Annotated in this window: 30 protein-coding genes; 13 read left to right on the top strand and 17 right to left on the bottom strand. The window is 38.5% G+C overall.

What is annotated here, in order from left to right; genetic code table 11:
- Together rsmH and CHB68_RS15630 are read right to left on the bottom strand one after the other, a co-directional pair.
- Positions 1-903, bottom strand: coding sequence for a 16S rRNA (cytosine(1402)-N(4))-methyltransferase RsmH (gene rsmH / locus CHB68_RS15625; RefSeq protein ID WP_089262340.1), 903 nt, complete (start codon positions 901-903; stop codon positions 1-3).
- Positions 893-1,366: a division/cell wall cluster transcriptional repressor MraZ gene (locus CHB68_RS15630; RefSeq protein ID WP_089262342.1), complete on the bottom strand. Its 474-nt coding sequence runs from the start codon at positions 1,364-1,366 to the stop codon at positions 893-895. The genes rsmH and CHB68_RS15630 overlap by 11 nt, the downstream gene beginning before the upstream one ends.
- Positions 1,367-1,627: 261 nt before the next feature.
- Between CHB68_RS15630 and CHB68_RS15635 the strand changes: the two genes are divergently transcribed.
- Both CHB68_RS15635 and yihA read left to right on the top strand, forming a co-directional pair.
- The gene (locus CHB68_RS15635) at positions 1,628-2,392 is read left to right on the top strand and encodes an alpha/beta fold hydrolase (protein ID WP_089262344.1); all 765 of its coding nucleotides are present in this window, start codon (positions 1,628-1,630) and stop codon (positions 2,390-2,392) included.
- 11 nt (positions 2,393-2,403) lie between these two features.
- A complete protein-coding gene (yihA, locus tag CHB68_RS15640; protein ID WP_089262487.1) occupies positions 2,404-3,024 on the top strand; it encodes a ribosome biogenesis GTP-binding protein YihA/YsxC in 621 nt (206 codons plus the stop codon).
- Between the two features lie 388 nt (positions 3,025-3,412).
- Here yihA and CHB68_RS15645 read toward each other — a convergent pair whose 3' ends face one another.
- Positions 3,413-3,784 (bottom strand): GTPase, encoded by a 372-nt coding sequence (locus tag CHB68_RS15645; RefSeq protein ID WP_089262346.1) that lies wholly within the window; start codon positions 3,782-3,784, stop codon positions 3,413-3,415.
- 421 nt (positions 3,785-4,205) lie between these two features.
- On the opposite strand from CHB68_RS15645, the gene CHB68_RS15650 reads away from it, so the two are divergent.
- The 6 genes from CHB68_RS15650 (at position 4,206) to CHB68_RS15675 (ending at position 7,844) form a co-directional block, all read left to right on the top strand.
- A complete protein-coding gene (locus tag CHB68_RS15650; protein ID WP_089262348.1) occupies positions 4,206-4,589 on the top strand; it encodes a DoxX family protein in 384 nt (127 codons plus the stop codon).
- 96 nt (positions 4,590-4,685) lie between these two features.
- Positions 4,686-5,042 carry a cupin domain-containing protein gene (locus tag CHB68_RS15655; protein ID WP_089262489.1) on the top strand — a complete coding sequence of 119 codons (357 nt, stop codon included), beginning with the start codon at positions 4,686-4,688 and terminating at the stop codon, positions 5,040-5,042.
- Positions 5,039-5,434, top strand: a complete 396-nt coding sequence (locus CHB68_RS15660) for a group III truncated hemoglobin (RefSeq protein ID WP_089262350.1) — start codon at positions 5,039-5,041, stop codon at positions 5,432-5,434. Before CHB68_RS15655 ends, CHB68_RS15660 begins: the two co-directional genes overlap by 4 nt.
- 137 nt (positions 5,435-5,571) lie before the next feature.
- Positions 5,572-6,207, top strand: coding sequence for a transglutaminase-like domain-containing protein (locus tag CHB68_RS15665; RefSeq protein ID WP_089262352.1), 636 nt, complete (start codon positions 5,572-5,574; stop codon positions 6,205-6,207).
- Positions 6,208-6,296: 89 nt separating this feature from the next.
- Positions 6,297-6,884 (top strand): hypothetical protein, encoded by a 588-nt coding sequence (locus CHB68_RS15670; protein ID WP_089262354.1) that lies wholly within the window; start codon positions 6,297-6,299, stop codon positions 6,882-6,884.
- Positions 6,885-7,184: 300 nt separating this feature from the next.
- On the top strand, positions 7,185-7,844 hold the full coding sequence (locus CHB68_RS15675) for a DUF2306 domain-containing protein (protein ID WP_089262356.1): 660 nt from the start codon (positions 7,185-7,187) through the stop codon (positions 7,842-7,844).
- Here the strand turns inward: CHB68_RS15675 and gldC are convergent.
- Positions 7,841-8,182, bottom strand: a complete 342-nt coding sequence (gene gldC / locus CHB68_RS15680; RefSeq protein WP_089262358.1) for a gliding motility protein GldC — start codon at positions 8,180-8,182, stop codon at positions 7,841-7,843. The two genes, CHB68_RS15675 and gldC, sit on opposite strands and share 4 nt — an antisense overlap.
- Positions 8,183-9,160, bottom strand: coding sequence for a gliding motility lipoprotein GldB (gene gldB / locus CHB68_RS15685; RefSeq protein WP_089262360.1), 978 nt, complete (start codon positions 9,158-9,160; stop codon positions 8,183-8,185).
- A gap of 70 nt (positions 9,161-9,230) precedes the next feature.
- On the opposite strand from gldB, the gene nadE reads away from it, so the two are divergent.
- Together nadE and CHB68_RS15695 are read left to right on the top strand one after the other, a co-directional pair.
- Positions 9,231-10,019 (top strand): NAD(+) synthase, encoded by a 789-nt coding sequence (gene nadE, locus CHB68_RS15690; protein WP_089262362.1) that lies wholly within the window; start codon positions 9,231-9,233, stop codon positions 10,017-10,019.
- A gap of 166 nt (positions 10,020-10,185) precedes the next feature.
- A complete protein-coding gene (locus tag CHB68_RS15695; protein ID WP_089262364.1) occupies positions 10,186-10,815 on the top strand; it encodes a response regulator in 630 nt (209 codons plus the stop codon).
- 70 nt (positions 10,816-10,885) lie between these two features.
- Here the strand turns inward: CHB68_RS15695 and dnaG are convergent, their stop codons facing one another.
- Positions 10,886-12,865, bottom strand: coding sequence for a DNA primase (dnaG, locus tag CHB68_RS15700; RefSeq protein ID WP_089262366.1), 1,980 nt, complete (start codon positions 12,863-12,865; stop codon positions 10,886-10,888).
- 67 nt (positions 12,866-12,932) lie between these two features.
- Here dnaG and CHB68_RS15705 point away from each other — a divergent pair, with 67 nt between their 5' ends.
- Positions 12,933-13,190, top strand: a complete 258-nt coding sequence (locus CHB68_RS15705; protein WP_089262368.1) for a zinc-ribbon domain-containing protein — start codon at positions 12,933-12,935, stop codon at positions 13,188-13,190.
- A gap of 60 nt (positions 13,191-13,250) precedes the next feature.
- On the opposite strand, the gene CHB68_RS15710 is transcribed toward CHB68_RS15705, so the two are convergent.
- From CHB68_RS15710 to rsgA, 10 genes are all read right to left on the bottom strand, one after another.
- Entirely contained in the window at positions 13,251-14,333 is a 1,083-nt protein-coding gene (locus tag CHB68_RS15710; RefSeq protein ID WP_089262370.1) for a coiled-coil domain-containing protein, read from the bottom strand.
- A gap of 89 nt (positions 14,334-14,422) precedes the next feature.
- Positions 14,423-15,178 carry a hypothetical protein gene (locus CHB68_RS15715; RefSeq protein ID WP_089262372.1) on the bottom strand — a complete coding sequence of 252 codons (756 nt, stop codon included), beginning with the start codon at positions 15,176-15,178 and terminating at the stop codon, positions 14,423-14,425.
- Positions 15,165-15,728, bottom strand: coding sequence for an RNA polymerase sigma factor (locus tag CHB68_RS15720; RefSeq protein WP_089262374.1), 564 nt, complete (start codon positions 15,726-15,728; stop codon positions 15,165-15,167). The genes CHB68_RS15715 and CHB68_RS15720 overlap by 14 nt, the downstream gene beginning before the upstream one ends.
- 134 nt (positions 15,729-15,862) lie before the next feature.
- Positions 15,863-16,840, bottom strand: a complete 978-nt coding sequence (locus CHB68_RS15725; protein WP_089262376.1) for a polyprenyl synthetase family protein — start codon at positions 16,838-16,840, stop codon at positions 15,863-15,865.
- Between the two features lie 179 nt (positions 16,841-17,019).
- On the bottom strand, positions 17,020-18,063 hold the full coding sequence (gene rlmN / locus CHB68_RS15730; protein ID WP_089262378.1) for a 23S rRNA (adenine(2503)-C(2))-methyltransferase RlmN: 1,044 nt from the start codon (positions 18,061-18,063) through the stop codon (positions 17,020-17,022).
- 99 nt (positions 18,064-18,162) lie between these two features.
- Positions 18,163-19,212, bottom strand: a complete 1,050-nt coding sequence (gene queA, locus CHB68_RS15735; protein ID WP_089262380.1) for a tRNA preQ1(34) S-adenosylmethionine ribosyltransferase-isomerase QueA — start codon at positions 19,210-19,212, stop codon at positions 18,163-18,165.
- A gap of 79 nt (positions 19,213-19,291) precedes the next feature.
- Complete coding sequence (aroA, locus tag CHB68_RS15740) at positions 19,292-20,521, bottom strand: 3-phosphoshikimate 1-carboxyvinyltransferase (protein ID WP_089262382.1); 1,230 nt, start codon at positions 20,519-20,521, stop codon at positions 19,292-19,294.
- Positions 20,522-20,558: 37 nt separating this feature from the next.
- Positions 20,559-20,885, bottom strand: a complete 327-nt coding sequence (locus tag CHB68_RS15745; protein ID WP_089262384.1) for a nucleotide pyrophosphohydrolase — start codon at positions 20,883-20,885, stop codon at positions 20,559-20,561.
- On the bottom strand, positions 20,885-21,337 hold the full coding sequence (dtd, locus tag CHB68_RS15750) for a D-aminoacyl-tRNA deacylase (protein ID WP_089262386.1): 453 nt from the start codon (positions 21,335-21,337) through the stop codon (positions 20,885-20,887). The genes CHB68_RS15745 and dtd overlap by 1 nt, the downstream gene beginning before the upstream one ends.
- On the bottom strand, positions 21,334-22,287 hold the full coding sequence (rsgA, locus tag CHB68_RS15755; RefSeq protein WP_089262388.1) for a ribosome small subunit-dependent GTPase A: 954 nt from the start codon (positions 22,285-22,287) through the stop codon (positions 21,334-21,336). The genes dtd and rsgA overlap by 4 nt, the downstream gene beginning before the upstream one ends.
- Positions 22,288-22,394: 107 nt before the next feature.
- On the opposite strand from rsgA, the gene CHB68_RS15760 reads away from it, so the two are divergent.
- Together CHB68_RS15760 and CHB68_RS15765 are read left to right on the top strand one after the other, a co-directional pair.
- A complete protein-coding gene (locus CHB68_RS15760) occupies positions 22,395-23,207 on the top strand; it encodes a hypothetical protein (protein WP_089262390.1) in 813 nt (270 codons plus the stop codon).
- Positions 23,208-23,374: 167 nt separating this feature from the next.
- Complete coding sequence (locus CHB68_RS15765; protein WP_089262392.1) at positions 23,375-23,815, top strand: hypothetical protein; 441 nt, start codon at positions 23,375-23,377, stop codon at positions 23,813-23,815.
- A 62-nt stretch (positions 23,816-23,877) separates the two neighbouring features.
- Here CHB68_RS15765 and CHB68_RS15770 read toward each other — a convergent pair whose 3' ends face one another.
- Complete coding sequence (locus CHB68_RS15770; protein WP_089262394.1) at positions 23,878-25,968, bottom strand: DUF5723 family protein; 2,091 nt, start codon at positions 25,966-25,968, stop codon at positions 23,878-23,880.
- Positions 25,969-25,974 lie beyond the last annotated feature (6 nt).

A 25,974-nucleotide genomic window follows, 5' to 3' on the forward strand; every position in this document is an offset into this window, starting at 1 on the left:
TTACTTTTTGTCATTTTTCTCCGCTATTCTCAATTTTGCACTACGTGCCCTGTTATTTAATTTTATCTCTTCTCTCGTTGGTACAATCAATCCGCCAACTTTTTTTAAGGGTACATCTATATTTCCATAAAAATCTTTCTCCGGCTCCCCTTCAAACTGTCCTGCCCTGATAAAGCGCTTTACCAAACGGTCTTCCAAAGAGTGATAACTTATAACACTCAGCCTTCCCTTTGGATTCAATAGATCTGGCACTTGCTCCAAAAACTCTTTGATCACCTTGATCTCCTCGTTCACTTCAATACGAATGGCCTGATAAATCTGGGCCAATATTTTATGTTGCCTATGCTCGGGCAAAAACTGACTCAACACCTTCTTTAACGCATCGGTAGTTACAATTGCACCTTCTTCCCTACTTGCCACAATAACCTTTGCCATGGCGTTTGCATTTCTTAGATCCCCATATTCAAACAACACCTTACGCAAATCATCATAAGAATAGTTATTGACCACATCATAGGCGGACAATGTGTTGCGCTTGCTCATCCGCATATCCAATCCCGCATCAAAACGGGTAGAAAAACCCCTTTCGGCCTGATCGAACTGATGTGACGATACACCATAATCTGCCAAGATCCCATCTACTTTCCGTATGCCATAGAACTTTAAAAATTGGGTGATGTACCTAAAATTTTCCGCTATAAGCGTAAATCTCTCATCTCCTAAAATGTTGGCCTGCGCATCTTCATCCTGATCAAAGGCGAACAATTTACCGCCAGCACCCAATCGTTTCAATATTTCCTTGGAGTGACCGCCCCCACCAAATGTCACATCCACATAAATTCCATTCTCCTTAATGGCCAGTCCGTCTACCGACTCCTTCAACAACACAGGATTATGATACATCCTTATCCTCTTTTTTGTTCAGCATTACACGCTTGACCAAATTTTTCTTTTCTTCCTTGGATATGGAAATGGTTGCTTCGTACGCCTCCACATCCCAAATCTCCAAATGCTTTCGCATTGGCACGATCTTTACCTCTTTGGTTATTCCTGCCAATGAAATAACATCCTTTGCCAATAACAACCTACCATTGCCATCTACTTCAACAGGACGTAGCCCGTCCATGAAAATTCTTTGAAACAGTTGACTTTCCTCATCAAATCTGTTCGTTTGGTCCATTTCTGCCATGATCTTATACCATTCCTGGGCTGGATATAGCTCCAAACATTCATTGTAATACGATTTCTTGATAAAAAAACCTTCATTCAGGATCGGCGTCATTTGATTACGCAGCGCAACAGGGAGCATGATACGCCCTTTGGCATCGGCCTTGCAATTGAATGTCCCGAAGAAATAAATGTCCAAAATGGTCTGGTTTTATTTATATAACTCAAATATATAAATATTATTACCACATTTTACCACTAAAATCCACTTTGTTAATAAATTACCTCATTTGTGCACCACTTTTTTCCACTGATAGCATTTTTTTGACCGTCATTTACCACTAAGCCTTCAATACGGGAAAATTTGAACTGCTTGGTAAACCGTAATGCACCTAATGAAAAAGAGTTGTACGCTATTCTAGGTAATTACCTATATTTGGGCAATTATGATGAGTAGTGCATGGAAAACGAATTGATTAACGACGGAGGCTTTAATTATATAGAGAAAGGCGAAGGCAAACCCATAATTATCCTACATGGACTAATGGGCGGTCTAAGCAATTTTGAAGGAGTAACGTCTTATTTCCCCCCTAAAGGATATAAAATACTTATTCCCGAGCTCCCCCTATATTCTATGCCGATGTTGAAGACCACGGTAAAGAATTTTGCCAAATACCTAAAAAAATTCATTGATTATAAGGAATTGGACGATGTAATTCTGCTGGGCAACTCTTTAGGCGGCCATATAGGTCTCTTGCATACCAAATTATATCCACACAAGGTAAAGGCATTGGTCATTACAGGGAGTTCCGGGCTGTACGAAAGTGCAATGGGCGACGGTTATCCAAAACGTGGCGATTACGAGTTCATAAAAAAGAAGGCACAAGATGTGTTCTATGATCCAGAAGTAGCCACTAAGGAGATAGTGGACGAGGTGTTCGCTACGGTGAACGATCGCGTGAAACTGGTCAAGACCCTAGCAATCGCCAAAAGTGCCATAAGGCATAACATGGCGCAGGACCTCCCCAATATGAAAACACCAACCTGTATTATCTGGGGAAAGAACGATACGGTGACCCCACCGGACGTTGCAGAACTCTTTGACGAACTATTGCCGAACAGCGATCTCTTTTGGATGGACAAATGCGGGCATGCCCCAATGATGGAGCACCCCGATGAGTTCAACACCATACTAGACGCATGGTTGGAGAAAAACAAGTTTTAAATTTTATACAGATGAAAATAAAGTCGGCCGACTTTGTAATGAGCAACTCTGATGTGGCCAAATGCCCCAATGAGCCTATACCCGAATATGCCTTTATTGGGCGTTCAAATGTAGGCAAGTCCTCATTGATCAATATGTTGACAGAACGTAAAAGTTTGGCCAAAACATCTGGTAGGCCGGGAAAGACACAACTGATCAACCATTTTAAAATCAATGACAATTGGTTCTTGGTAGATTTACCAGGATACGGTTATGCACGTGTATCCAAACGCGATAAAAAGACCTTTCAAAAATACATAACCAATTATTTCCTACAGCGCGAGCAATTGGTCTGTTCCTTTATCCTAGTGGATATAAGGCACGACCCGCAACCTATAGATTTGGAGTTTATGCAATGGATGGGTGAAAATGCCATACCATTTGCCATCATTTTCACCAAGGCAGATAAGTTAAAGCCCAAGGCCATTGAGCGAGAAGTGCAAAACTACCTTACCACCCTTACCACTGATATGTGGGAAGAAGCCCCGCAACATTTTGTCACCAGCTCTAGCCACCGTACCGGTCGTGAAGAACTTCTTGCTTTTATAGATGACATTAACGAGAAATTTTTTGAAGCAACTAAGAATGGTTGATGGCTGGTAAACGCTTCGCTTTTTTTAGTATTAAGTAGATGGTTGTTCTTGTAAGTACTTCCTACCTTGTACTTTATACTTAGTACTCTTTACTTATAACTTTATGCTACTTATTAATACCCAGTACGCTCCACTTATTACTTCCTAACTTACACCTCTTAGCTATTACTTATTACTTAAGACTTAGCACTTAATACTTAGCACTCTATTAAAAACGAAATATCACTTCGACCGCAGTCGCGAACTACGAAACACTCATCACTTCAGCTACGCTCATCGACCGAGTAAGAATAACCGACAACCAAAACCTGAACGTACATTCAACCGATTACTAGATTGAGAAAAACTTATTCAAAAGACAAACTATAAATACGGGCACCTTGAACTGTTACTGAATATTGCCAACTGAAACAATTAACTCCTCCACTCCTTCAAATGCATTTAGCTGTTCGGTCGTGACCAATACCTCTAAATCATATCCGGTATCTACCAAAATAACCGGGAAGGTAAACTTATGCCCAAACTTGCTTTGATACTGTTTTTGGAACTCATCTTTATGTAGGAATTCCAGTTGGTAATCTTTGGCCAATAGGTTTTCGCGGAATGTTTTCCACTTTACGTTCTCTGTAAATGTACCATAGGTAAGAGCACACAAGGAACAATTGTAGGTAGCGGGATTTATTATTTTATGGGCGAAATCCAGCATTTTACTACCGGTATCGCTATTGGCATTATAGATAAACAGAATTTTCTTTGACATGACTATTTGGTCGTAAAAATACCACCACCCTACAAAAGTTGTGGCATTTTACAGGTTTCCCTCAACTCCTCTAACATGAACATTGAAAGTTTATATTGATTTTTGGCAATAACAACTAGTCTTTATATAGACAAAAAATCATTTGATTCACTAGTAACAAGTATTAATACTCATATCACTTTTAGTATTTTATTATATTTCTTAGAAGACACACTTATGGTAACTCCTACCAAAATTGGTATAATTACATTGCAAAATCATTAAATATTCCACAAAAAATGGAAGGCCATAGCAACAATAAACCTCCCAAAAAATTATAAGAATCAACTACTTTTAAACCTCTACCTAAAGTCCATATAACACCCTCAATTTCATTATTTTACCGTACATTGTATTAATAAAAACCAATTAAACCGATATTATGGAAACTGCTAAAAAAGTATCCAAGGGCATGTCATGGACCTCTTACGTATTACAAGGAATAGTTGTACTAATGTTTTTAATGGGTGCCATTACCAATCTTATGCAAACGGAAATGGCCGTGGAAGGAGCCGTTTCAATGGGTTATCCGGAAGGTTCCGTAGTGTACCTAGGTGTTATTTTACTCATCGCCACCGTATTATATGCCATTCCTAAGACCATGTTTATAGGTGCCCTATTATTAACAGCTTGGCTTGGAGGCGCTGTAGCTACCCACATTATCCATGGCGACCCTATGGGCAACACCTTGTTTCCTGTAATTTTTGGGATTGTTGTATGGGCAAGTATAATGCTCCGCAATACTCAATTGCGTGCCCTGTTCTAGAAATGAATAGATATCTTTATTAAGATATATCATCGTACGTATGACAAGTGTCATTTAAGGAAATTGTGCTACCATGTATATTTGGTAAAAACAGGTATGATATTAGCATCCTTCAACGATAAACTATATTATAATGACCACAAAATAGTCATGGATGTCATGTTGGAAACTTCTTTTTCCAAAGAAATCCGCATTGCATTAAAAAAGGGTCAGATCATGAAAGAACATAAAGCACCCTTCCCCATTATAGTACATATCTTAACAGGTGAAATCACCTTTGGCACAGGAGGCAAGGAATATGACCTAAAGCAAGGAGATATATTCACTTTAGATGGGAAAGTACCGCATGACTTAACGGCGTGTACAGATAGCGTAGTGCGCCTAACACTTTCAAAACCGGATACTACGGAGCGTGTAAAGCATGTTATTACCTTTTCACAAAACCAACTATGAAAGATATTACCAACAGAGGAGATGTAAGCAATTTGGTTCATGCATTCTACGAAAAAATTAGGACGGATGCTATGTTAGGACCCATTTTCAACGCACATATTAGCAATGAACAATGGCCGGAACATCTAAGCAAGCTTACCGACTTTTGGGAATCCAACCTATTTGGACTTCGTACCTTTAGGGGAAGTCCTTCCGCAAAACACGCCAATGTAGACAAAAATCTTAGCTACACCATTTCACAAGATCATTTTGCACATTGGCTACACTTATGGCTACAAACGATCGATGAACTTTACGAGGGTACATTGGCTATCAAGGCAAAAGAAATGGCACGTAGAATGTCCACCGGCCAATATATACACATTTGGCAGTGTAGACCAGGAAATCATTGAGGGTAGTATTAGTAAACCGTATCGATATTCTGCGGGTCGTGGTAGTTGGCACTTACACTAATCGGTCAAAAAATCCGTATATTAGTATTAAGTAATAATTTAAATGGATTACTATTAATCTGCATACAACCCAAGGCATGGATTACCTTTCCCCTACTTACTTTTTTGATTATAAAAGTGATGAGATACAGCAACTTATTGCAAATGTACCGTCAGCCTCGTTATCCCAAAAAGAAATTGCCCAGCATTTATTTTTAAAAGTTCGCGATCAGTGGCGCTATGACCCGTACAACCTAAGTTTTAACAAGGAAAAATACCGCGCCAGTGCAATTGCAAAACGTAAGGAAGGACACTGCGTGGACAAATCTATTCTCTTGATATCCTGTTTACGTGCAATGGGAATACCGGCCAGACTACATTTGGCCAAGGTCAAAAACCATATTGCGGTAGAACGCCTGATCGAAAAATTTGGTTCTAACGAGTTAACGCCCCATGGAATGGTGGATGCCTATATCAATGATAAATGGCTAAAGCTAAGCCCTACCTTTAATGCTTCCTTATGCACTATACTCAAAGTGGCCCCTTTAGATTTTGACGGTGAAAATGATGCCGTACTGCAGGCTTTTAATGAAGAAGGAACTATGTTTATGGAGTACTTGGAAGACTATGGTCATTTTGATGATGTTCCCGTAGCGTTTATGATTGCCAATGCGCGCGAGCATTACCCCGCTATTTTTGCGGCCAATACCGACCAAACGGAGTTTCAACTCTAATATTTAACAAACATTTATATCCTATATCCCCAAGAGCCCCTTACAGAATTACTTTTTGTAGTACATTCGATTATCAAATTAAAACTTACGTGAAGCACTTTTTGATTATAATCTTTTTAGCATATTGTTCTTCTTTGGCCACCGCACAAGAACCCATAGAATGGACACCGGATTATGAACTACAATTGACAGATTACCGATCACCGGAATCAGAGATCAATTCCGCATTAACGTCTTACTCTATTTATTCCGGCTCAAAAATAGATTTCAGTTTTAACATGAATTCGGTTTCGTTTATGTTTACCAAAAATTTCAACAGCAAGATCAAAGCGGTATTCCATCCCAATTTAGCAGTATTAGTTGCGCCAGACTCCCTTACCGCCCAACAATTGTTGCAATTTGGTCGTTATGATTTTGACCTGGTAGAATTATACGCCCGTAAAATAAGGAAGAAAGTATATGAGGAAAAAGGCGCTTTTAGCGACTCCAAATTATTTCAACCTATTTTTAACGAGTATCAAGAAGAAATGAATACCGTAAGTGCCCAAGTATTTAAAGCCACTGATTTTGGCAAAGATACCGAGCTTCTTATAAAAGAACATAACAAGGTCATTGATGGAATAAATCAACTTTCTGACTTTTGTATGACCTGTAAGCCTAATAAAAATAGGAAGTGATTTTTTTGGTTGTTCGTTGATGGTTGTTCGTTGATGGTTGTTCGTTGATGGTTGTTCGTTGATGGAAATTTAGCTTTGCTAAATTCCCATTAACGAAAAAGTCTATTTTCTTATTTCTATTTTCTCATTCAATACTTCTTACCTCGCACCCTGTACTTTTTACTTAATACTCTTTACTTAAGAATAAGTACTCAACACTTTCCAACTTCAACTCAGCACTAAAATCCCACAATTGAGTAGTTATATTTATCTCAGCAAAACTAATTACTTCATCTTTGAAAACACAATAATCAACCATCCATGGAAAACATCATTGAAACGTTTATTTATATACATGCCATTTTTGGCGGTTTAGGTCTTATTACCGGTATAGCAAGTATTTTAGTAAAAAAGGGACAGCGCAATCATAGGCGATTAGGAAAATGGTTTTCATGGTCAATGATCATAAGTTCCGCCATCTCTTTAGTAGTAGCTCGTATGCCCAACCACAATAATACCTTCTTATTCTTGATTGGCATTTTTACTATTTACATGGTTTTGGCCGGTAATAGCGCACTTACCTTTAAAACAACCAAAAAGAAAAAGGCAAATAAAATTGATTTAACGGTTTCAATAACCATGATTGTTTCCGCCTTACTAATGATCGGTTTTGGTATTAACGGGCTCGTACATGGGTATTCCCAAAGTATCCTATTTTTATTTTTTGGACTCTTTGGTTTATTTATGCCTTATGGAGATTTTAAACTGTACAAAACCTCTTTAAGAAACCGTAAACTTTGGCTAATTAATCACCTTAGCAGAATGTTGGGCGCACTTATAGCTTCCATAACAGCATTCATTGTCGCCGGAATGCATCAAGACACCCTGTGGGCATGGATTACACCATCCGTTTTAGGTACCGCCTATATCATTTATTGGATCAAGAAAACGAAAGGAAAAAAGAAATTGAAATCCGCTTAACCTTGTTCTTTTAAATTTAGGTTTTCCGCAAAGTAGTCACAGAAATCTTTCATGGTAGCGGTCATTTTCTCATCTTGGGTAGCCTTTAAAAAAGTGTCTGCCATAGATACCAAGGTCTGATGAAAAAAAGTTTTCATTTCATCTACCGGCATATCTTTGGTCCACAAATCTATTTTCAAGGATTCTTGGTTCTTACTGTCCCAAACCGATAATAACATGGCCTTTGCCTCTTCGTTTTCCACGCCCCCATCCTGTGCGGACCAGTTCAATGTTTCGGGCACCCTATTTTCATCCAATCCTACACGTAAAGTTATTTCCGAAGTATGTAAATCTGCCATTTAATTTCTTGGTTTGTAATTCGATTTTTTAAATATTTCCTCTGCAGGCATGGTCAGCATTTGTTTAATGCCTACGGTATTGTTCTCCATGAACGAACGTACAATTTGCCATCCCACAAAACGACCCAACCTACCGGGCGATTCATTATCCAGCTCAAGTCCAAACTTTGAAAAGGGTGCGGGGTCTAAAAAACGCTGATTCAATTTGTTTTCCGTACTGTACAGATATTCGTTCTCAATGAAATTTCTCCACATGGGTTCCTCATTTGCGTAGGCCCAATCCATTTCCTCCTCGGTATACCCTATTCTCTTTCGCTCCTCCATATTGGGCAACAACTTGTCCTTAAGGTACAGTTCTTTGCCAAAATAGACCATGCGCGCCAAAAAAGTCCTGTCCCTAGGACGTGGTACCACTTGTTTGGTAAAGGCACTGGCTACATCACTGAGCATAAAACCTCGATCTAGTGTTTTTGCAATATAGCGCTGAAACCCCCCATAATATTTATGCTCTGGACCCAGATAATTATCAAGGCTAATGAACAAAATACTGTCGGTCAAAATAATTCGATTATTATAATCCACATCATTGGTTACGGTGATGACCTTGGGCACGGTATATTCCGGAAAATAATATTTTACATGTTTAAATAATTGCACCAAGCCTTCTTCTTCCTCTTCAAAACTATTAAAGGCATTACCTACCTCTTGAAACAGTTCTACCTGTAAAGAATCGTTCATTTTGGCTATCCAAACACTGTCCGGGGCCGGAAAAAGATATGGGTACATTTGGCGCAATGCGGGCAAGCCCTCTTCTCCAGAAGATGCAAATTCCCGATCAAAACGGGAAATGGAAAGCTCTACAGGTATTGCCGCTATCTCCTGAGCCGTTTTATCACTGTTATTACAGCTAAAAATTATCAAGAAAACTGACAATAGCATAAAAATAGGTTTTACCCTGCCAAGTATTTTACAATACATTTTATTTTTCACGGTGTTCAACTTATTTTTAAGGCAAAGTTAATTTATTTAAACAAATAATTGGAGCGGTATGCAAACTGAAAAAGTAATTGACCATATTGTAGATTGGTTAAGGGATTATGCTACGAATGCCAAACAGAAAGGATTTGTAATTGGAGTATCCGGTGGTATTGACTCTGCCGTAACCTCGACCCTTTGTGCAAAAACGGGATTGGACCTGTTGTGCCTGGAAATGCCTATACACCAAGCGGCAAATCAATCTGATCGGGCATCTAGACATATAGATTGGCTACAGAAGAATTTTAGTAACGTAAAAAGAAAAGAGGTTCAACTAACGCCGGTTTTTGATTCGTTGGTAGATGCTTTTCCTCCGGTTGAAAACGAAGAGGAACGTTTTATGTCATTGGCGAACACCAGGGCCAGGCTGCGCATGACCAGCCTTTATTACTTTGCGGCATTAAAACGCTACCTGGTGGCAGGTACCGGCAACAAGGTAGAGGATTTTGGCGTAGGGTTCTATACCAAATATGGTGATGGTGGGGTAGACTTAAGTCCTATTGCAGATTTAATGAAGACAGAAGTATACGCCATTGCAAAGGTTTTGGGCGTAAACGAGGAAATTATAAAGGCCGCTCCAACGGACGGTTTATGGGGAGACAATCGTACGGACGAGGACCAGATCGGGGCGAGTTATCCAGAGTTGGAATGGGCCATGAACATGAAGGATGAAGGCCGCACAATCGCGGATTTTGAAGGTAGGCAAAAAGAAGTGTTCACCATTTTCATGAAACTCAATACCATGAACCAACACAAAATGTTACCCATACCCGTTTGTGAGATACCAGAATCTTTAAAATGACAATTCAACTATGAATCAGGCAATTAAATCGAAAATAAAGCGTTAAATATCTATATAGCGTGAAAAAAGTGCATTTTTGGCTTCTAATTTAGAATTTTAAGCCTTACATTGCATGTAGTCTTTTTAGACCATAGGTTTTTAAAAATCTATAAAAATCCAATAATTAATGATCAAAGTATTAATAGCGGATAACCACCCTATAATTAGAATGGGAGTTAGGACGGTTCTAGAATCCGCTGAGGGATTTGAATTGATAGATGAGGTGGCTACCACCGAAGAGCTTTTCGAAAAACTTAAAGACACAACCCCCGATGTTGTCATGCTAGAAATGGATATTCCTGAAATTAACGGAATAGCAGCATTGCGAAAAATCAAAAAAGAATATGCCGACGTAAAAGTACTAATGTACAGTGGGCAGTCTGAAGATGTATATGCCCTAAGTGCCATTAGAGCGGGTGCATTTGGGTATTTATCCAAATCTTCAGGAATTGAATACATTACCGCCGCAGTAAGAAAAGTAAGTGAAGGAAGCATGTTCATTACCAATGAACTTGCCCAGCGACTTGCCTTTGATGAAGGAACTAAAAAACCACGTAGATTCTTTAGAAAATTATCAACCAGGGAAATAGAAGTATTGAAACTCTTGGCCAGTGGCAAGCGCAACAAAGAAGTGGCACAAGGTTTGAACCTAAATGAAAAAACGGTAAGTACTTATAAAGCACGTTTAATGAAAAAGTTAAATGTGGACAATATGGTAGATTTATTACAACAGGCAAAAGCGCTTGAGCTGTACTAAATTCCTACAACTATTAGTGTAAAAAAAGACCCGCCAATGGCGGGTCTTTTTTTTGCCTAAATATATTATTTTAAGATAATACCCTGTTCAATTTTTGATTCAGCAATTTGTTCAATTGAATATAGTTCATAATCTCCTCCAAGGCCTCACGGTTATCCTTGGTTATATCTTCTGTTGTTTGCTGCAATGCGCCCATTCTTTTTTTAATCAAGAAACAACGTAGGGTCAGTATGGTCTCACTGACCAATTGGGCAATACCAACTTCCTTTTTTTTAGGAAAAATATCCTTGCTCTCCCAATTGTGCAACGTATACTTTTCCTCGTCCATTAAAATAGTGGAAATCTGATTGGCCATTTCTTGATCCAGACTGTTTACAAACGTATTAATGGAAAATTCCTTTTCCTGGTTCAATGACTCTATCAGTTTATAATACATATTACGGAAATCCTCGTTGGCCAATTCAATTTCATCTTCCTGAAGGTCCAAGTAGATTTTCTCGTACACTTTAATTTCCAAAGACTCCGGCTCTAACACCAAATCACCGGATTCATTCTCCTTGAGTACCAAATCCTCAAACTCCTCCTTCTGATCACCATAAAGCATTAAGGATTCTATAATCTTACGCTCCAATACATATTGCACATCTACAGCTTCCGGGGCGGCATCCTTACGGACCACCTCAAAGGCCTTTTGTTCTTCTTTATATTCCTTTTTGATGTTGGCCTCCCCCTTCTTGTCTATCTGGGCCAATGTATTAAAAAGTACCGCTTCAGAAACATTCATGATGCTTGCACATTCTTGAATATATATTTCCTTTTTGATACGATCGGGAATTTTTGCGATACTGTTTACAATATCCCTAACCGTGTCCGCTCTTTTAATGGGATCGTTAGATGCCTCCTTTACCAATAAAGATGCCTTAAACTGGATAAAATCCTTAGCGTTGGATTCTAAATAAGCTTGTACCTCCTCTAGTTCATTATGCTTGGCAAAACTGTCAGGATCTTCCCCTTCAGGAAAAGTACAGACACGAACGTTCATTCCCTGCTCCAATATTAAATCAATACCCCTTAGGGACGCCCGTAATCCTGCCGCATCACCATCGAACAGTACTGTAATGTTTTTGGTAAGCCTGTTTATCAAGCGAATTTGCTCTGGTGTTAACGCAGTACCACTGGACGACACCACATTTTGAATTCCCCTTTGTGCAAATTGGATAACATCCGTATACCCCTCAACCAAATAACAATTATCCTCTTTTGCAATGGCTTGCTTGGCATGGTATATTCCATAAAGTACTTTGCTCTTATGGTAGATATCACTTTCCGGCGAATTAAGATACTTGGCCGCCTTTTTATCATTGGTTAGAATACGCCCCCCAAAACCCAAAACACGGCCACTCAAGGAATGTATGGGGAACATGACCCTACCCTTGAACCTGTCAAACTTTCTTGACGTATTAGGGTTGTCCCGGTCTTCCTTTACAATGGTAAGTCCGGTTTTTTCAAGGTACTCCAATTTATATCCCTTGTCCAATGCCGCAACGGTAAAACCGTCCCATTGATTCAAACAATATCCAAGCTCAAATTTCTTGATGGTCTCATCTGTAAATCCACGCTCCTTAAAATAACTAAGACCAATGGCCTTCCCCAATTCCGTATCCCACAGCATTTCCTTAAAATGCTTTTGTGCAAACTCTGATACCAGATACATACTCTCCCGTTCGTTTGCCTGCTCTTTCTGCTCATTGGACTGTTCTGTCTCCTCTACCTCAATATTATACTTTTTGGCCAGATACTTAATTGCTTCCGGATAGGTAAAATGTTCGTGCTCCATTAAAAATGCAACCACGTTACCCCCTTTTCCACTACTAAAATCCTTCCAAATCTGTTTTACGGGAGATACCATAAAACTTGGTGTACGCTCATCACTAAAAGGACTTAGCCCCTTAAAATTGGAACCCGACTTCTTTAATTGTACAAAATCACCAATAACCTCCTCTAACCGGGCAGTTTCATATACTTGATCTATGGTGTTTTTTGAAATCATGGAGACACTGAATTTCCCTTAAACGGGGAACAATTTTTATGTAATTTAGAACCTCAAAAGTAATAAAATGATTCTATTTTTTGGCACTAGGCCCGGTAAACCGGCAACCATTAAACTTTTAAACACATACTGCCCATATTGTGAACAAAGAGGAACCCTAACGGTGGTAACGCACACTAACTATTTTCATCTGTTCTGGATCAAACTTTTTAAAATTTCCAGTACCGTTATGGCAGAATGCAGCCATTGCAAAAGAGGTTTTTATGAAAACGAATTTACCAATACCATGCTAGAGGATTTGCAGCTATTAAAACAACGGTCATAAAACCGGCAATTATATCCAGTTCCATGACCGTAATATTCAATAAACACTATGCTATACCAATTATAGATCAAACCGCAATCCTAAGGAGACGTTTCGTTGTTCAACGGCAGCATCCTTGAAAATTGGATTTAAATCATATTTTACATACAACAGAACACCCTCTACCCCTGCATAGGCACTTAATCCATAAATTAAATTATTGGTATTGTAACTACGTTTTAGCTTATCCTTTACATGGCCACCATCTATTTCATATTTCAATTTTTGTCGTGTGCCTAAATTAAACCCTGCATATCCACCTAACCCAATACGAAACTGATTCTTTAAGGAATACCTAATACTTTTTTCGGTAGCGGTATATTTTGACGGCCCCAGCTCAAAATGCATAGGAAACACCAAATTGTCTATCCTAAGTTTGGACTTGTTCAACTCATAATCAAATTCCTGTAATTCTGATTGACCGTTTTCCAATGAAACAAAATATTGATTGTCCTTAGGTTTTAAACCGTTGAACTGAAATGAGAAGCCATAATTGAACCTTAGGAAATTGGTATTCTTGAATACCCGTGTTCTCCATTGCCAACCCATTTCAAAAAATCTGCTTCCGCCAATTTTGTACGGAGAGTCATCAAGCGACTGTCCTTCAATTATTGCATTATTTAAACCAATAGCTACAACAAGGTCAGAATAAGTACGTCTATCATAAATTACTTTTTTCCTATTTGGATTTTCCTTGATACTAATTCCAAATATACGCTCGCCATCATTACTTCTGCCGCCATAACCTATTTCCAACCTAGTTCCAAAATTAAGCGTATCCAGCTCTAGGTTTTCAGTACCATTTCTATCCAACAAGGCTATCTTATTATCAATAATAGCTATCCTGTTCTCTATGTTCAAAGCCCTTTTCTCCGCCGCTTTCATTTTTAACGCATTCGCCTCGTCCAAGGTAATCTCCCCGTTCTCTACCCTTTTGGAAATAGCCTCTACCTCTTCTTTTAAGGCTAATTTTTCCTGTTGTGTAATCTTAGCCTTTTGGGCCTCTAAAAGTTCAACTTTGCTTTCATTACCCTCTTGCGCCACTGCATTATGTACGATAAAGAGGGTTAGCAATACTACTGCATACATTGTAATTGTTCTCATTTTGATTGATTTTTTTTTTGATGAATAAACTCCAATCCCTGTCCCTATAGCAACTTATAGGAATAAAGAAAAAAACGATTTAAAATTGATTAATTATTACGGTCCGCCACCGCTGTACGTACCTTGATAAAACTGGCTTTCAATGAATTGAATATTTGGTCTCTGAAGGATTGATCAAGTTCTTCTTCAACCTCTGTCAACAAAGCCATAGCGTTGACAGATTTATCGGTATTAAAAATTTTATTCCTAAGAATTTCGTCTTGAGCCCGTTGTAATAACGAATCTACTTCGGCATCTGTAACGGTATTATATTGTTCCAAATCATTTACCTGGGCCACAACAAGAGCCACCTGTGTATTTATGATCTCCTCTGGTATTTCAATTTTAGGATTGACTTCGTTAGTAGATTTTTGCAGTACAGTTGCTACATCCAATTCATTAACTTCCTTAGGTCTTTGCCGATCAACAGCAACATATGCAGGCACTTCCCTATCCTTTACCTTAGGGTTGGAATTATTGGATTTTGCCACAATCCCCTCTTCTGGTTCGTCCAGTATACGTTCTTCTTTTAAAATGGTTTTTGGTTTCAATACCTGTTCATTTTCAGTATCCACCACCTTTACCGGCAATTGGTCTACATTTTTTTCACCCCGCATTACAAACAAAGCCACTCCTAAAATAATGACTACACTTGCGGCAATGCCCAACCAAGTATATACCGGACTTTTAGATTGCGTATCTGTTTTCAGTTCCGAGGAAATTGAAGCCCAAGCCTTATCTGATGGACTAATTTCACGCTCACGCAACTTGTTTTTAATATGTTGTTCAAATTTATCGGTTTCCATACCCTATAATATTTTGTTGTCTTAATTGATCTTGTAGCAACTTTCGCGCTTTTAACAATTGTGTCTTTGATGTACTTTCCGTGATGGACAGCATTTCCGCAATCTCCTTATGTTTGTACCCTTCTACGGTATACAGTACAAATACCATTTTATAACCTTGCGGCAAAGCATCTATTAGTTGCTGAATATGTTCCGTATCCAAATCCGTACTCTGTGCTATTGTGGTAGATTGGTTATTTTCATACACCTCATCGTCATACACCACAAACTGCTGCTTTCTTAAGTAGGAAATACTTTCCCTTACCATTATTCTTCTTAACCAACCCTCAAAACTTCCCTCAAAATTAAATGTGTTCAACTTATTGAACATTTTCAGAAAGCCTTGTACCATAACGTCTTCCGCAAAATGTACATCCTTAATATATTGCCTACACACACTTAACATTTTTGGCGCATGTTTTTTATACAAACGTTCTTGGGCATCTCGGTTGCCGGATGAAGCTTTTTTAACAAGCTGCTTTTCGTTTTTATAAAAAGGTATAATTTTCACAATATTGGTTTGGTCTTCTATTTAACTAGACGCATTATTTTACACAATAGTTGCCTGAAGATTATTTATTTTTTAAATAAATTTATAACGTATTGCTTATCAGTAAATTAAAGAAATAAAAAATCGTAAAAAATTTACTTTTTACGATCTACTACATAATTTACCATAAGTTCCAAGGCGGCCCTATAATCAGATTCCGGATAGGAATGTAGCAGTTGTAATGCCTGATCCCGGTATTGCAGCATTTTAGCCACAGCATAATCCAAACCACCTTTTTCCTTAACAAAGGCGATAACTTCCTTTACCCGTTTTTTATCCTTGTTATGGTTTTTTATGGAATTGATAACCCAACTTTTTTCTTTTTTGGAACTGTTGTTCAATGCATAGATTAACGGCAAGGTCATCTTTTGTTCCTTAATGTCTATGCCTGTTGGTTTACCTATTTTTTGGGCGCCATAATCAAACAGGTCATCCTTAATTTGAAAGGCCATACCACAAAGTTCACCAAATTTTCTGAACGCTTCTACATCCTTACTTTCCGGCTTAACCGAGCAAGCGCCCAAAGAACAACATGCAGCTATTAGGGTTGCCGTTTTTTGCCTAATAATATCATAATAAACATTTTCGGTAATATCCAAGCGCCTTGCTTTTTCTATTTGAAGCAACTCACCTTCACTCATTTCACGAACGGCTACCGAGATAATCTTAAGCAAATCAAAATCACCATTATCTATTGACAACAAGAGACCTTTGGACAAAAGATAATCACCGACCAAGACCGCAATCTTATTCTTCCATAGGGCGTTTATGGAGAAGAAGCCCCTACGCTTGTTACTCTCATCGACCACATCATCATGTACCAATGTGGCCGTGTGTATCAGTTCAATAACCGATGCACCACGATAAGTACGCTCATTGACCTCACCATTGTTCAATAATTTTGCGGTAAGAAATACGAACATAGGCCGCATTTGCTTGCCTTTACGATTTACTATATAATATGTAATTCTGTTGAGCAACGCCACCTTTGAGGTCATTGAATCCCTGAACTTGGATTCAAACAACTCCATTTCCTTATATACAGGTTCCTTTATTTGCGCTACTATTTTCAGATGCGGTTTATTAGAAGGATAAAATTAGGCAAAAGCTAGCAGTTAACAGTACTCAGAGAGGATATAATGACAATGAACAACTACAGGTTTTACTACAATAGTTCTTTACCGCCCACTATTATTCTTTACCGGTCCTACACTACCCGCTATATGCTTAATACTTCTTCCTTAGTTCTTTCCTAACTCTTATTGGCCAATTGCCCGCATGCCGCATCTATATCCTTACCACGTGAGCGACGGACGGTCACCACAATGTTATTTCGCTCCAAAGAACGTACGTAACAATCTATGGCCGCACCAGAAGCTTGTTTAAATTCCCCATCATCAATAGGGTTGTATTCTATAAGATTTACTTTAGAAGGTGCAAAACGGCAAAATTCCACTAACGCATCTATGTCTTTTTGAGTATCATTGATTCCGTCCCATACTACATATTCATAAGTAATACGACTTCTTGTTTTTTGATACCAATATTGTAACGATTCCCTTAAATCTGCCAAGGTGAACTTAGCATTGAAGGGCATAATAGAAGTTCTAATCTCATCTATTGCCGAGTGCAGAGAAACAGCTAGTTTAAATTTCACCTCATCATCTGCCATTTTTTTTATCAATTTGGGCACACCGGATGTAGAAACGGTTATTCGTTTAGGTGACATTCCCAAGCCGTCTGACGAGGTTATCTTATCTATGGCCTTTAGTACGTTGTTATAATTCATTAAAGGCTCGCCCATACCCATAAATACAATATTGCTTAACGGCCTGTCGAAATATAATCGGCTTTCATTGTCAATAGCGACAACCTGATCATAAATTTCGTCAGGATTAAGGTTTCGCATACGTTTTAACCGTGCCGTAGCACAGAACCTACAATCTAAACTGCACCCAACTTGGCTAGATACGCATGCCGTGGTCCGCGTCTTTGTTGGAATCAATACCGATTCTACGATCAAATCATCATGTAGGCGTACCGCATTCTTTATGGTACCATCACTACTGCGTTGCATTTGATCCACTTTAATATGGTTGATGACAAAATTGGCCTCAAGCATTTCTCTGGTGTCCTTAGAGAGGTTGGTCATTACATCAAAAGAGTACGCGGCCTTTTGCCACAACCATTCATATACCTGATTACCTCTAAAAGCCTTGTCCCCATTAGAAACAAAGAATTCCCTAAGCTGCTCACGCGTTAGTGCCCGGATATCTTTTTTCCTTATTTCTTCCATTACATTAAAGGTAGGTATTACTAATGATAAAAATCCCGCTTTCTGCACATGCAGATAAAGCGGGATGTATTGTTATTTCTATGAGAGAAATCTAATTTCTTATAATATCAACATGGCGTCACCATAAGAATAGAACTTATAGCTTTCCAAAATGGCTTCCTTATACGCTTTGTTCATCAAATCATGACCCATAAAAGCGGATACCATCATCAATAAGGTAGATTTTGGTAAATGAAAATTGGTGATCATTGCATTTGCTATGCTAAAATCATACGGTGGAAAAATAAATTTGTTCGTCCACCCCTCATACGTATTCAAGGTTTGCTTAGAGGATACCGCACTTTCTAGACCTCTCATTGCCGTTGTACCTACTGCACAAATACGTCTTTTTTTAGCTTTGGCATTATTTACGATCTCTGCTGCTTTTTCATCAATGAACATTTCCTCGCTATCCATTTTATGCTTGGAAAGGTCTTCTACCTCTACCGGGTTAAAGGTACCCAAACCAACATGCAACGTAAGTTCTGCAAAATCCACACCTTTTATTTCCAAACGCTTTAATAAATGCTTGGAGAAATGTAAACCTGCCGTAGGAGCGGCAACAGCACCTTCATGCTTTGCATAAATGGTCTGGTAACGATTTTCATCTTCCGGTTCTACCTCTCTCTTTATGTATTTTGGCAACGGAGTTTCTCCAAGTTCCCTTAGCTTCCTCCTAAAATCAAGATAGGCACCATCATAAAGAAAACGTAATGTCCTTCCTCTAGAGGTGGTATTGTCAATTACCTCTGCAACCAATGTTTCGTCATCACCAAAATAAAGTTTGTTTCCAATACGTATTTTACGCGCAGGATCAACCAATACATCCCAAAGGCGTTGTTCTTCGTTCAATTCACGTAAAAGAAACACCTCTATACGGGCTCCCGTTTTTTCCTTGTTACCATATAGTCTTGCAGGAAAAACCTTTGTATTGTTAAGGACCATAACATCTCCTTCATCAAAATAATCGATCATGTCCTTGAACATTCTATGTTCTATTTTGCCGGTATCCCTATGAATGACCATTAATCTAGACTCATCTCTATTTTCCGATGGATGCTCCGCCAATAATTCTTTTGGAAGCTCAAAATTAAAATTTGATAATTTCATGTAGCTATTTTATTTAGTGTAGCAAATTGCGGCTGCAAATATACAATCTGCAGATAGGCCTTGTCAAGTAAATCCTTAATTATAATTCCTTTATATCAAAACCCAGTTTCCTTAGGTCGTTCCAAAAATCTGGATATGACTTGGAAACTACTTCTGCATCGTTTACTTTAAGTGTCGTTTTCATGGCCAAAGGAGCAAAGGCCATAGCCATTCTATGATCGTTGTACGTATCTATGGCAATATTTTCAAGAATCCCTATAGATGGAACAATATCTAATTCCTTATCGGTTACGGAAATATTGGCCCCTAATTTGGTCAGCTCCGTATGTAAAGCTTCCAAGCGATCCGTTTCCTTGATCTTAAGAGTATGTAAGCCCGTTAAATGACAACCTACGCCCAAACCAAAACAGGTTACCGCAATGGTCTGTGCAATATCCGGGGCGTTGGCCAGATCAAATACATTTTCCATGTCTACTTCCTTATCCGTCTTTTTTAAGATAATCTTGTTATCGCCAAAGGTAGTTTCCACACCAAAGGAGGTATAAATTTCAGCCAGTACACTGTCTCCTTGTAAACTTTGTTGTTTATAGGCAGATAGGGTTATTTTGGTCCCTGGTGCAGCCAATGCACAAATGCCGTAATAGTAGGAAGCCGAACTCCAATCCGATTCTACCACCAAGGTAACCGGTGCTATTTCATTCTTTGGAAAAACCTTGATCACATTGTCTTTGAACGAGGTCTCCACCCCTATTTCCTCTAACAAGGCCAAGGTCATTTTAATATATGGAACTGAAGTAATTTTACCAACCAACTCTAATTCAAGTCCGTTTTCCAAACTTGGTGCAATCAATAATAGGGAGGAGATATATTGGCTGCTTACATCTGCAGGAAGACTTACTTTATCCTTGACAAGGTTTTGTCCTTTTATTTTAATGGGAGGATATCCTTCATCCTGCACATAACTTATCTCCGCACCCAAGGATTTTAAGGCATCCACTAAAATTTTAATTGGCCTTTCAGTCATTCTTTTGGACCCCGTCAACACCACTTCTTTTCCTTCCTGAGCAGAAAAATAACCGGTTAAAAACCGCATTGCCGTACCGGCATGATGTATATCTACCGTACCCTGGGAAATCTGCAGCCCCTTTGCCATTACCTGTGCATCATCAGAATTGGACAAATTGGTTATTTCAATATTTGGAAACAATGCGGACAACAATAAACTGCGATTAGATTCACTCTTTGAACCCGTAATCGTTATAGCGTCTTTAATTTGATGGTTTTCCGGACCTGTAAGGTGAAGTTTCAATGCGTATCTTTTTAAAAATAGAGCAACAAATATACGCCTATTTCAACTTTTTATTGGCGTGATGACGCTCATGATCACGCTTTGTTTTTAAATCTAACTTTTTATCAAAAGCTTGTTGTAAATTAATATTGGTCTGATTTGCCAAACAGAGTACCACAAAGAGAACATCTGCCAGTTCTTCTCCCAAATCCTTTCCTTTATCTGACTCCTTTTCACTCTGTTCACCATACCGCCTTGCTATAATTCTAGCTACCTCACCCACTTCCTCAGTCAACTGAGCCATGTTCGTTAGCTCGTTAAAATAACGAACACCATGTTCCTTGATCCAATTATCTACCGCTAATTGTGCGTTATTAATGTTCATTACTCTTTCTTCTTTGTATCAATAATTATTGTCACCGGACCATCATTCAACAATTCTACTTTCATATCCGCTCCAAATTCACCCGTACCAATGGTTTTTCCCAATTTATCTTCCATACTTTCAATAAATGATTCGTACAAAGGAATTGCAATTTCAGGTCTTGCCGCTTTAATATAGGAAGGTCTATTGCCTTTTTTTGTGCTTGCATGTAAAGTAAACTGACTTACCACTATAGCATCTCCATTAGTAGTGGACAATGAAGTGTTCATTACTCCATCTTCATCATTAAAAATACGAAGGTTCACAATCTTGTTCGTTAGCCATTCTATATCATCTTGGGAATCCTCAGTCTCAATACCCAACAAAATTAAGAGTCCCCCGTTAATTGAACTTATTCTTTTACCATTGACCGTTACACCTGCTTTTGCAACACGTTGTATTACTGCCCTCATTTTTTATCGTCGTGTATATCTACCCTATAATTTTCATCCTCCCCTTTGATCATCTGCAGATAGCTATTATATCTGCTCCATGCAATTTCCCCATTTTCCAAAGCGCTCTTTACTGCACATTTTGGTTCATCTACATGTATACAGTTGTTGAACTTACAGTCTTGTTTTAACTTGAAAAATTCGGGAAAATAATCTCCAATCTCTTCCTTTTCCATATCTACGATTCCAAAACCTTTTATACCGGGAGTATCTATGATGCGGGCATTGAAACTTAAATCGAACATTTCTGCAAACGTAGTAGTGTGCTGTCCCTGTAAATGTTGTTCGGATATTTTTTTGGTCTTGATATCCAAAGTAGGCTCTATTGCATTTACCAATGTGGACTTACCTACACCGGAATGGCCTGAAAACATTGAAGTTTTACCAACCATCATTTCCTTTACCTTTTCAACATTTTTACCCGTGGTAGCCGAAATACCAATGCAGGTATACCCAATTTTTCTATACAAGGCTGCTAAAAATTTTATTTCGTCCAATTCTTCCGGCGTATAGGTATCTACTTTATTGAACAATAAAATTACGGGAATTTCATAGGCCTCTGCAGTGATTAAAAACCGGTCTATAAACACCGGATATGTAGGCGGGTTGTTCAGCGTTACCAAAAGAAATACCTGGTCCAAATTGGCCGCAATTATGTGGGTCTGTTTGGACAGGTTAACAGATTTGCGGATAATGTAATTTTTACGCTCTTCTATTTCATGGATTATACCAATGGTATCATCACCTATGGTCTCCACTTGAAAATGAACTACATCACCAACCGCTACCGGATTGGTGCTTTTTATGCCCTTGATCCTAAACTTTCCTTTTATCCTACAATCATAGAAATCACCATTATCTGTCTTAACGGTATACCAACTACCTGTAGATTTATAAACAATTCCTACCATTTATCCAAAATACCTTCCATTTGTACAAAGTAACTGCTTTCAATGCAAAAAATACCATAAATTTGAATTTCAACCTAGAACATTAAATATTAACCAATTACTTTAAAATGAAAACTATCAAAAATTTTATCCTTTATGCTTTTTTACTGCTAACCTCTATAGGTTTTGCCCAAGAAACCATAACCAATGAATCCGTTATACAAATGGTAGAATTGGGTTTCGATGATTATATGATCATTGACAAAATAAACACCTCTGACGTTAAGTTCGATGCTTCTATATCTGCACTTGGCGAAATGAAAAATGCCGGGGTTTCCTCTGAAATTCTTTCATTGATCATGGACAAGTCAAAACAAAACACGAAATCAAAGACAGGTATTTATTATACGGATGCAAATGGGGAGGATAAATTGGTACAGCCAAGTGTTTTCTCAGGGTCAAACTCCAATGCCGTTGCACAAAAATTAGTATCTGGTTTGATCAACTCCAAACAAAAGGCGCAACTACCTAAAACCCAATCCAACAATGTTATTCGTCAAAGTCAACCTGAATTTACATTTATCTTTGACCCAAGCGTAACAGAAGTTGACAATATGCAGAACAACCAAGGTAGTGATGCCGGTATTTTCAACTGGTGGTTTAGAATGGCCAGTAACCCTAACGAATTTGTTTTGGTAAAACTTACCGTTAAGGAGAAAAAGAACTTAAGGGAGGTCGTTACAGGTAAAAGCAGCTGGATTACCAGTAGTAGCGGTATTGACCCAAAATATGCTCTTAATTTTTCCATAGAAGAAATTGAAGGCAATAAGTTCAAGGTTACACCAGATACCTTAGAACCAGGTGAGTATTGCTTTATTTACCAAGGCCAAGTACCACAAGGCAGGGAAAACCAGTCTGTGTTCGATTTCTCCATTCAATAGTTTAAAACATACATTTAATAGGTAGTCCCGATGCTTTTTGTATCGGGACTTTTTTTATCCGCAGATTTTCAGATAGAACTTTTATAAGTTAATGTAATTCTTTGCTTTCTACATTATACCTTTTAATTTCATCCAATAAACTTTAGTGAAATAAAAAAACCATCATCATGAAAAAAATTATGTTATCCTGCTTTATTGCCTTAATCGCAATTACCACTATGACCGCCCAAGAATACAAAGTTATTACCAGTGTAGAATCTATAGTACCCAGTGGTTTAGGCAGATCAAGAATAATTGACGCCAATGCTGACCGGGACTATAAGGAGTTCTCTTCCGAACAGACCGAAGAAGATAATACGCGCAATAAATCTAAACGTGGAGATATACGTGTAAAGGATTTTGAAGAGACCAAATTGCTTAATTTTTATAACATAGCAGGTATTCGCTTTCAGAACATTGCGGCAAACGATGCGCTTATTTCTTCCAAGTTGAGTAATATGGCACAAAATGGCTGGGAACTGGTTTTTGTAACCAGTGGTGTAGAGGCCGATGCTGGTAACACAGACGGACAAGGTATTTTCATTACCCGATATATCTTTAAAAGATAGAACTATTACACATAAAAAAGCCCGGTAAAACCGGGCTTTTTTAATACTAAATTTTTTTATATCTACTGTGCCAGGTTAATCTCAACACGTCTATTTTTCTGTCTACCGTCTTTATACATATTGGTAGCAATCGGCTTACTTTCCCCATATCCTATAGCTGTTAACCTAGAAGGTGATATGCCGCCTTTTACCAAAAATTGTAAGACAGCCTGTGCTCTTTGCTCAGATAATTTTTGATTCGTAACAACTGAACCTATACTGTCCGTATGGCCCTCTACGGTAAATTTAGCGTTCGGGTACTCGTTCAGAATAGATATGATATCTACCAAAACCGGCGTGGATTCGTCTTTAAGAGTAGATTTACCGGTAGTAAACAAAATGGTTTTTGCATAGGCGTTCAACGATTTTTGAACCTCTTCCGTAACAACAGGCTCCGGACAACCGTTATTGGCTACCGTTCCCATCTCATTAGGACAATCATCATCTTTATCAAAAACTGAATCTCCGTCACTATCTGGCCAAGGACATCCGTTATTCTCTACCGGTCCGGCTACATCTACACACTGATCTTCATTATCCAACAAGGTATCTCCATCGGTATCTACCCAAGGGCAACCATTGTTTTCTACAGGACCAGCCTTATCTGGACATTGATCCTCATTATCCAATACCGAATCACCGTCCGTATCTCCCCATGGGCAACCATTATTTTCTATTGGTCCTGCCTTTTTTGGGCAACCGTCTTCTTTATTTGGAATACCATCACCGTCAGAATCTTTAGGCTGACCGTAGTATACCGGTATCTTTAATCCAGCATAAACATCTGCCCCTTTAATTTCGCTTCTCGTAAAAGTAGAGATAATAGAACCCGAACCAAGATATAACGGACCTGCACGTAAGCCCGCACCAATCTGCAATCCACTATATTGGTACCCACTTATAGGTACGTAAAAACTAAACCATTTACTTTCAAAACGCGGGGTCAATGAAACCAAATTAACAGTACGCATTGTATTTTCACCGGAAGATCGTAAGGTTAAATCTGTATTTAAGTTCAAATAAAAATGGTTTTTGATGTTCCAATCTGCATTAAAGTGCAATGCGGTTGGCAATTTAGCATTGATATCCGCATTAGATTGTACAAAGGTATATAGGTTCTGTAAATCTTCAGAATCCTCAATATTATCGTAATCCTCCTGTGTAATGGTATTATTGATATTGTAGTTATCAATTAAACCGCCCTTATATTTTACCGCACCTATATCCGTAAGGGAAAGGCCTAGTTTTAATTTGTATTTGTTTTTGTTCTTCATGACCGATGTTTCACCATCCGCACCCTTAACCACATATTTGTCATAATCTGGCCTCCATTCATATACAACACCTAGATCAAACCCAAAACCATTGGCATCCGGTACTTCGTAATCATAATCATCGTCGTCATAATCTCCAGATCTACCATAGTATAAGTCTCCCGTAGACTCCAATGTACCACTAGTTGAACTATCAGGTAAAGTGGCACCATCTGCATCATAGTCTATAGTTACATTTTTACCGGTAACATAGGCATTTCCAAAACCTTGTAAATATTTTAGGGAAAGTCCCCCCTTTAAAAAATGCTGTTCATTGTTCAACAAGACTTGGGCATAGGTAAGGCCAATTTCTGCCCAGCCATTTCCTGACATATAAAAATCTCCCTCGTTGACCATAAAGTCCTGGCTCTCATCAATACTGTCATCCAAATCATCTATACTTTCCCCATTGAATTCATTACCGGTAAGTATGGTCCTGGCCCTTGTAAAAATGGCTATGGAAGATGTTTTACCAACATTGAACATAAATGAAGGTCCCATTATATCTATATTACCTGAAAAGTTATTATTATCCGTCAAATAAAGATTGGCATCCGTATCAAACTCAAAATCACTGCCGGTAAGTTCTGAAAAACCTACACCTACGTAGTCATTGGCAAAAAAACCACTTGCCCCAATTAAATTTATGTCGGTCTTAAATCTAGAATCGGCAATATTGGCCGGGTTGGCTATTACCCCATGCACACCGCTGTAATTATCGGTTAGAAACCCTACATAAGATTGGGCCTTAGCGGTTAGTGTTACCATAACAAAAATGATTGCCACAACTACTCTTTTCATACTTTA

The sequence above is a fragment of the Maribacter sedimenticola genome (genome assembly GCF_900188415.1).
In the GTDB taxonomy this organism is placed as follows: Bacteria; Bacteroidota; Bacteroidia; order Flavobacteriales; family Flavobacteriaceae; genus Maribacter; species Maribacter sedimenticola.